This is a genomic window from Microbacterium capsulatum, from assembly GCF_030865425.1.
In the GTDB taxonomy this organism is placed as follows: Bacteria; Actinomycetota; Actinomycetes; order Actinomycetales; family Microbacteriaceae; genus Microbacterium; species Microbacterium capsulatum.
The window spans coordinates 22,136-30,316 of record NZ_JAVFCB010000017.1; the positions used below are offsets into that span (position 1 = coordinate 22,136).

2 protein-coding genes and 3 rRNA genes are annotated in these 8,181 nt (G+C 61.1%); 4 read left to right on the forward strand and 1 reads right to left on the reverse strand.

The annotated features are described in order from the left end of the window. Window positions 1–155: 155 nt before the first annotated feature. Window positions 156–935, forward strand: a complete 780-nt coding sequence (locus tag RBR11_RS18300) for a DUF4184 family protein (protein ID WP_308490823.1) — start codon at window positions 156–158, stop codon at window positions 933–935. Here RBR11_RS18300 and RBR11_RS18305 read toward each other — a convergent pair. Then, window positions 917–2,248 (reverse strand): CoA transferase, encoded by a 1,332-nt coding sequence (locus RBR11_RS18305; protein ID WP_308490824.1) that lies wholly within the window; start codon window positions 2,246–2,248, stop codon window positions 917–919. The two genes, RBR11_RS18300 and RBR11_RS18305, sit on opposite strands and share 19 nt — an antisense overlap. A 683-nt stretch (window positions 2,249–2,931) precedes the next feature. Here RBR11_RS18305 and RBR11_RS18310 point away from each other — a divergent pair. The 3 genes from RBR11_RS18310 to rrf all read left to right on the forward strand — a co-directional run bounded on the left by RBR11_RS18310 (window position 2,932) and on the right by rrf (window position 8,176). Continuing rightward, window positions 2,932–4,454: ribosomal RNA gene (locus tag RBR11_RS18310) — 16S ribosomal RNA — on the forward strand. A 398-nt stretch (window positions 4,455–4,852) separates the two neighbouring features. Then, window positions 4,853–7,958 (forward strand): 23S ribosomal RNA (locus RBR11_RS18315). A gap of 101 nt (window positions 7,959–8,059) precedes the next feature. Further along, window positions 8,060–8,176, forward strand: a 5S ribosomal RNA gene (gene rrf / locus RBR11_RS18320). Together the 16S, 23S and 5S rRNA genes form the textbook arrangement of a ribosomal RNA operon. The last annotated feature ends 5 nt before the right edge of the window (window positions 8,177–8,181 follow it).

An 8,181-nucleotide genomic window follows, 5' to 3' on the forward strand; every position in this document is an offset into this window, starting at 1 on the left:
CCGCAGGCGCACCTTTTCCTGTTCGCTGGTCGCGCCACGCCCGCATTCGCGGGGTGGGACGGCGGGTGGGGACCAGCGGACAGCCCGGGGGGGGTCCCGTACATGGGCGGGAGGATCCGGGATCGCTTGCGCCACGTCCTCGGTAGCGTCGGGGCATGCCGTTCACGCCGAGTCATGCGATCGTGGCGCTGCCGTTCGTCCGGACGCCGCTCGTCCCGGCGGCGATCGCGGTGGGCGCGATGACCCCCGACCTGCCCCTGTTCACGCGGGGGATCGGCATCGACTACGGCACCACGCACGATCTGCGCGGGATCCCGCTGACGACGGCGATCGCCCTCGCGCTGCTGCTGGTGTGGCGGCTGCTGCTGCGCCCGGCCTGCCGCCCGCTCGCTCCCCTCGCTCTGGCCGCCCGGCTGCCGCAGGAGTGGGATCGCGGGGCGCGTGCCACCCTGCGCGAGACCTTCCCGTCCGCGGGACGCGGGATCCTGCTCCTCGTCGCGCTGGCTCTCGGCGTGGCCAGCCACATCCTCTGGGACGCGTTCACGCACGAGGGACGGCTCGGCAGCGTCCTCGTCCCCGCCCTTGGCGATCCCTGGGGGCCGCTGCCCGGGTACAAGTGGCTGCAGCACGGATCCAGCATCGGCGGCGTGCTCGTCCTTGCGATCACCGGGCTGCTCTGGCTGCGCGGGCGCGCGTCGGGACCGGTGGATCCGGAGCCCGCCGCAGTGCGCATCGTCTGGTGGCTCTCGCTGCCGGCGCTCCTCGTGCCGGCGATCCTCGCCGGCCTCGTCGTGTACGGACCGCCCACACCGGGGTTCACGGCGCAGCACCTCGCCTATCGCACCCTGCCCGTCGCCTGCGGGATCTGGGCCGCACTCACGATCGTGCTCGTGATCGTGCTGCGGATCCGTCGGGCTCAGCGCCAGACGGCCTGATCCCCGCCCCACGGTCGCGGCGGCGCGAACCGCGACGGCCCGCCGGTCCAGGCGACGGCCGGGACGACGGTGCGGACCTCGGTGCCGTCGACGTCGAAGGTCTGCGTCTCGGGATCCTCCGGGGGTGCGTCTCCGATCGGCTCGCCACTGCGGGGAAGGGCGAGGAGGTCCGCCGCCACACGGCGCAGGGACGTCTCGGCGATCCAGCCGCCGCCGTCGACCGCCCGTCGGCGCAGCGCGGTCGCGATCGCCGCGGCGAGCAGATAGCCCGCGGTGTGGTCGAGAGCCTGCGCCGGGAGGACGCCGGGCGTCGTGCCGTCGACGGACTCGATCCAGGCGATGCCCGACGCCGCCTGCACCAGACTGTCGAATCCGCGCCGGTCGGGTGCGCCCCACGCGGAGAGCTGCGCCACCACCAGACGCGGATGAGTGGCGAGCAGCCGCTCCGGCGTGAGCCCGAGCCGGGACAGACCGTCGGGACGGTAGCCGAGCACGACGACGTCGGCGTTCGCGAGCAGAGCGTCGAAGCGCGCACGGTCGTCGTCCTCCTCGAGATCGAGCAGAGCGGACCGCTTGCCGTGCCCGGTGTCGAGGTGCTGCCAGGCGAACTCGGGCAGGGCCGGCGGATCGATGCGCAGCACGTCGGCCCCGGCCAGCGCCAGGGTGCGCGTGCACACCGGTCCGGCGATGACGCGGGTGAGGTCGAGCACGCGCACTCCGACGAGCGGGGCGGCCGCCGTCGCCTCCGGCAGGCCCACGGGCTGTCCACGCCCGATCCGCTCGAGCCGGATGGGCGGATCCAGCCGCAGCGCTGCATCGACGGCGGGTCTCTCCTCGCGGGTGGGGACGCAGAGCCCGCCGTGCGCGGTGATCGCCGAGACGGCGGCGTCGACCCGCATCGCGGCGAGGCGTTCGGCGGCGGCCTCGGCGCTGGGCTCGGTCAGCCCGAGCGCCCCGCGCATCGCCTCGGCGTGCGCGGGGTAGTTGCCGTGCGTGCGGACCCAGCCGTCGGCCGCGTGCCAGAACCCCGACAGCGGGGACCACGCCCCGGGGGAGGAGCCGTCGATGCGCAGGTGGCGTTCGCTCCGGTAGGCGGCCGCGATCCGGGATCCGTCCAGGCGCACGGGATCGGCGCCCGAGATCCGGGCGAGAGCGAGGGACGCGGCCTGCACCCCGGCCCAGGCCAGGGCGTCGACAGGGAGACGGGCGGGAAGGGGGACCGGCACCGTGGCCAGATCCTCGACGTCGGAGGGATCCTCGCCGAGCGCCGCCTGGAATCCGGCCAGCGCAGCGCGCGCCGTCGCAGCTGTCATGACCGCATCGTACGCGGGGAAACCCCGGCGTCGAGAGCGTGAACGGTCGCGGAACAGCGTGCGACACGCCCGGGGTGGGGGCTGGATTTGCCGGGGGGTCTGGTTCCGCGTAACTTATTACTTGTTCGCCCCAAGCGGTAGAGCGAAGGGCCGGAAGGCCTGACTCCCCAAGTGGCGAACAACCACCCTCCTTCTTCGGTCTGGTTTCCTTGTGTTTCCGGGTTCTGGTTGGTTTCCTTGCTGTCGGTTCTTCCGGTGGTGGGGGTCGGACGCGTGCGTTCGAGTGGGTGGCCGTCCGTCGGGGTCGTTGATTTGACAGTTCGGCTGGGAGGGCTAAGCTAGAGAAGTTGCCTCGGAAACGAGGAAACGGATCTGGTTCCGGTCTTCACGGCGTGTCGATTTGACAGGCCGGGCGGGACGGATAAGATAGAGAAGTTGCCCCAAAGGGCCTCACCGGGTAGGTGGGGGGTTGGGAGCATCCGATCCTTGAGAACTCAACAGCGTGCACTTGTCAAATGCCAATTTATTCCTCGTCCAGTCTTCGGGCTGGTAGAGAAATTCCTTTGGATCAAAGACCAGCCCTTCCGGGGGCTGGCATTGGATGAAGTCAGTTGATTTTGTCTCTTTGGTCAGCATCAAACTCGCTGCGTTCCGGTTTTTCCCCGGTTCGTATGCATTTTTTCTTTACGGAGAGTTTGATCCTGGCTCAGGATGAACGCTGGCGGCGTGCTTAACACATGCAAGTCGAACGATGAAGGGGTGCTTGCACCTTGGATTAGTGGCGAACGGGTGAGTAACACGTGAGCAACCTGCCCCTCACTCTGGGATAAGCGCTGGAAACGGCGTCTAATACTGGATACGAGCAACGGCCGCATGGCCAGTTGCTGGAAAGATTTTTTGGTGGGGGATGGGCTCGCGGCCTATCAGCTTGTTGGTGAGGTAATGGCTCACCAAGGCGTCGACGGGTAGCCGGCCTGAGAGGGTGACCGGCCACACTGGGACTGAGACACGGCCCAGACTCCTACGGGAGGCAGCAGTGGGGAATATTGCACAATGGGCGGAAGCCTGATGCAGCAACGCCGCGTGAGGGATGACGGCCTTCGGGTTGTAAACCTCTTTTAGCAGGGAAGAAGCGAGAGTGACGGTACCTGCAGAAAAAGCGCCGGCTAACTACGTGCCAGCAGCCGCGGTAATACGTAGGGCGCAAGCGTTATCCGGAATTATTGGGCGTAAAGAGCTCGTAGGCGGTCTGTCGCGTCTGCTGTGAAATCCCGAGGCTCAACCTCGGGCCTGCAGTGGGTACGGGCAGACTAGAGTGCGGTAGGGGAGATTGGAATTCCTGGTGTAGCGGTGGAATGCGCAGATATCAGGAGGAACACCGATGGCGAAGGCAGATCTCTGGGCCGTAACTGACGCTGAGGAGCGAAAGGGTGGGGAGCAAACAGGCTTAGATACCCTGGTAGTCCACCCCGTAAACGTTGGGAACTAGTTGTGGGGTCCTTTCCACGGATTCCGTGACGCAGCTAACGCATTAAGTTCCCCGCCTGGGGAGTACGGCCGCAAGGCTAAAACTCAAAGGAATTGACGGGGACCCGCACAAGCGGCGGAGCATGCGGATTAATTCGATGCAACGCGAAGAACCTTACCAAGGCTTGACATACACGAGAACGGGCCAGAAATGGTCAACTCTTTGGACACTCGTGAACAGGTGGTGCATGGTTGTCGTCAGCTCGTGTCGTGAGATGTTGGGTTAAGTCCCGCAACGAGCGCAACCCTCGTTCTATGTTGCCAGCACGTAATGGTGGGAACTCATGGGATACTGCCGGGGTCAACTCGGAGGAAGGTGGGGATGACGTCAAATCATCATGCCCCTTATGTCTTGGGCTTCACGCATGCTACAATGGCCGGTACAAAGGGCTGCAATACCGTGAGGTGGAGCGAATCCCAAAAAGCCGGTCCCAGTTCGGATTGTAGTCTGCAACTCGACTACATGAAGTCGGAGTCGCTAGTAATCGCAGATCAGCAACGCTGCGGTGAATACGTTCCCGGGTCTTGTACACACCGCCCGTCAAGTCATGAAAGTCGGTAACACCTGAAGCCGGTGGCCTAACCCTTGTGGAGGGAGCCGTCGAAGGTGGGATCGGTAATTAGGACTAAGTCGTAACAAGGTAGCCGTACCGGAAGGTGCGGCTGGATCACCTCCTTTCTAAGGAGCATCTGACACCTCCGGGTGTCCAGAACCCAGATCGAAGACGAATGTTCTTCGCTGGGAGCTCATGGGTGGAACATTTGACATGGCATCAGAGCCAATGGTTTCTGCTAGTACGCACTTCGGTGTGGGAACGCGGGGGCCGGCGGGGCTGGTGCCTGCACGCTGTTGGGTCCTGAGGGACCGGATGTGGGAACACATGCGGTGCTTCTGGCCTTGTCGCTGCCAACGGGTGTTGGTGGGGATCGAGGACCGCCCGTACTTTGAGAACTACACAGTGGACGCGAGCATCTTCGAGACGATTTCGGTCGTCTCGGTTAGATGATCTTAAAGATCATTAGTCAATTTCGAGTCGGACTTCGGTCCGGCTTTCGATTCTTGATGAACTCATGTGATTTCAAGTCTTTAAGAGCAAACGGTGGATGCCTTGGCATCTGGAGCCGAAGAAGGACGTAGCAATCTGCGATAAGCCTCGGGGAACTGATAAGCGAGTTTTGATCCGAGGGTGTCCGAATGGGGAAACCCCGCTGGGCGGCGTGCCGACCCAGTGACTCCCGCCTGAATATATAGGGCGGGTAGAGGGAACGTGGGGAAGTGAAACATCTCAGTACCCACAGGAAGAGAAAACAACATGTGATTCCGTGAGTAGTGGCGAGCGAAAGCGGATGAGGCTAAACCGGGTGTGTGTGATAGCCGGCAGGCGTTGCATGCCCGGGGTTGTGGGACTTTTCTGATCATTCTGCCGAGTGGTCGACGTGACAAGGTGGTATAGGCGAACCGCATTGAAAGGCGGGTCATAGAGGGTGCCAACCCCGTAGCCGAAATGCCATGTCTTGGCGTGAAGAGTATCCCAAGTAGCACGGGGCCCGAGAAATCCCGTGTGAATCTGTCAGGACCACCTGATAAGCCTAAATACTCCCAGATGACCGATAGCGGACAAGTACCGTGAGGGAAAGGTGAAAAGTACCCCGGGAGGGGAGTGAAATAGTACCTGAAACCGTTTGCTTACAAACCGTTGGAGCCTCCCTAGCAGGGGTGACAGCGTGCCTTTTGAAGAATGAGCCTGCGAGTTAGCGATACGTGGCGAGGTTAACCCGTGTGGGGTAGCCGTAGCGAAAGCGAGTCTGAATAGGGCGATTCAGTCGCGTGTCCTAGACCCGAAGCGAAGTGATCTATCCATGGCCAGGCTGAAGCGACGGTAAGACGTCGTGGAGGGCCGAACCCACTTAGGTTGAAAACTGAGGGGATGAGCTGTGGATAGGGGTGAAAGGCCAATCAAACTTCGTGATAGCTGGTTCTCTCCGAAATGCATTTAGGTGCAGCGTTGCGTGTTTCTTGCCGGAGGTAGAGCTACTGGATGGCCGATGGGCCCTACAAGGTTACTGACGTCAGCCAAACTCCGAATGCCGGTAAGTGAGAGCGCAGCAGTGAGACTGTGGGGGATAAGCTTCATAGTCGAGAGGGAAACAACCCAGACCACCAACTAAGGTCCCTAAGCGCGTGCTAAGTGGGAAAGGATGTGGAGTTGCTGTGACAACCAGGAGGTTGGCTTAGAAGCAGCCACCCTTGAAAGAGTGCGTAATAGCTCACTGGTCAAGTGATTCCGCGCCGACAATGTAACGGGGCTCAAGCACGCCACCGAAGTTGTGGCATTGACATTTATGGTAGGCCTTCGTGGTCCAGCCGTGTTGATGGGTAGGAGAGCGTCGTGTGGCGAGTGAAGCGGCGGAGTGATCCAGCCGTGGACGCTACACGAGTGAGAATGCAGGCATGAGTAGCGAAAGACGTGTGAGAAACACGTCCTCCGGAAGACCAAGGGTTCCAGGGTCAAGCTAATCTTCCCTGGGTAAGTCGGGACCTAAGGCGAGGCCGACAGGCGTAGTCGATGGACAACGGGTTGATATTCCCGTACCGGCGAAGAACCGCCCCAGTCAATCCAGTGATGCTAAACGTCCGAACCAGTCCATCGGACCCTTCGGGGTTCACCGGGCTGGGGAGCACGTGACCCTATGCTGGTGCGGCTAGCGTATTAACAGGTGTGACGCAGGAAGGTAGCCCAAGCCAGGCGATGGTTGTCCTGGTGCAAGTGCGTAGGCCGAACCGTAGGCAAATCCGCGGTTCACACAGGCTGAGACACGATGCGGATAAAAAGTGGGTGATCCTATGCTGCCGAGAAAAGCATCGACGCGAGGTTCAAGCCGCCCGTACCCCAAACCGACTCAGGTGGTCAGGTAGAGAATACCAAGGAGATCGAGAGAATCGTGGTTAAGGAACTCGGCAAAATGCCCCCGTAACTTCGGGAGAAGGGGGGCCACCCGCTTATACGGACTTGCTCCGAAAAGGGCGTGGTGGCCGCAGAGACTAGTGGGTAGCGACTGTTTACTAAAAACACAGGTCCGTGCCAAGTCGCAAGACGATGTATACGGACTGACGCCTGCCCGGTGCTGGAAGGTTAAGAGGACCGGTTAGCCGCAAGGCGAAGCTGAGAATTTAAGCCCCAGTAAACGGCGGTGGTAACTATAACCATCCTAAGGTAGCGAAATTCCTTGTCGGGTAAGTTCCGACCTGCACGAATGGCGTAACGACTTCCCAACTGTCTCAACCGCGAACTCGGCGAAATTGCATTACGAGTAAAGATGCTCGTTACGCGCAGCAGGACGGAAAGACCCCGTGACCTTTACTACAGCTTGGTATTGGTGTTCGGTGTGGCTTGTGTAGGATAGGTGGGAGACTGTGAAGCGGTGACGCCAGTTACCGTGGAGTCATTGTTGAAATACCACTCTGGTCACTCTGGATATCTAACTTCGAACCGTGATCCGGTTCAGGGACAGTGCCTGGTGGGTAGTTTAACTGGGGCGGTTGCCTCCCAAAATGTAACGGAGGCGCCCAAAGGTTCCCTCAACCTGGTTGGCAATCAGGTGTCGAGTGTAAGTGCACAAGGGAGCTTGACTGTGAGACTGACAGGTCGAGCAGGGACGAAAGTCGGGACTAGTGATCCGGCAGTGGCTTGTGGAAGCGCTGTCGCTCAACGGATAAAAGGTACCTCGGGGATAACAGGCTGATCTTGCCCAAGAGTCCATATCGACGGCATGGTTTGGCACCTCGATGTCGGCTCGTCGCATCCTGGGGCTGGAGTAGGTCCCAAGGGTTGGGCTGTTCGCCCATTAAAGCGGTACGCGAGCTGGGTTTAGAACGTCGTGAGACAGTTCGGTCCCTATCCGCTGCGCGCGTAGGAAGTTTGAGAGGATCTGACCCTAGTACGAGAGGACCGGGTTGGACGAACCTCTGGTGTGCCAGTTGTCCTGCCAAGGGCACCGCTGGTTAGCTACGTTCGGGATGGATAACCGCTGAAAGCATCTAAGCGGGAAGCCGGCCTCAAGATGAGACTTCCATACCTTCGGGTGAGAGGCTCCCAGCCAGACTACTGGGTTGATAGGCCAGATGTGGAAGCACGGCAACGTGTGCAGCTGACTGGTACTAATAAGCCGATGACTTGATAACACACCATTCCTGGTGCTTGCGTCCACTTTGTGGTTCTCGACGTACGGTCGACAACCACGACAACACAATCGTTTTGTCTTGTCGTTACACGTCAATAGTGTTTCGGCGGCCATAGCGTGAGGGAAACGCCCGGTCACATTCCGAACCCGGAAGCTAAGCCTCACAGCGCCGATGGTACTGCAGGGGGGACCCTGTGGGAGAGTAGGACACCGCCGGACTTCTT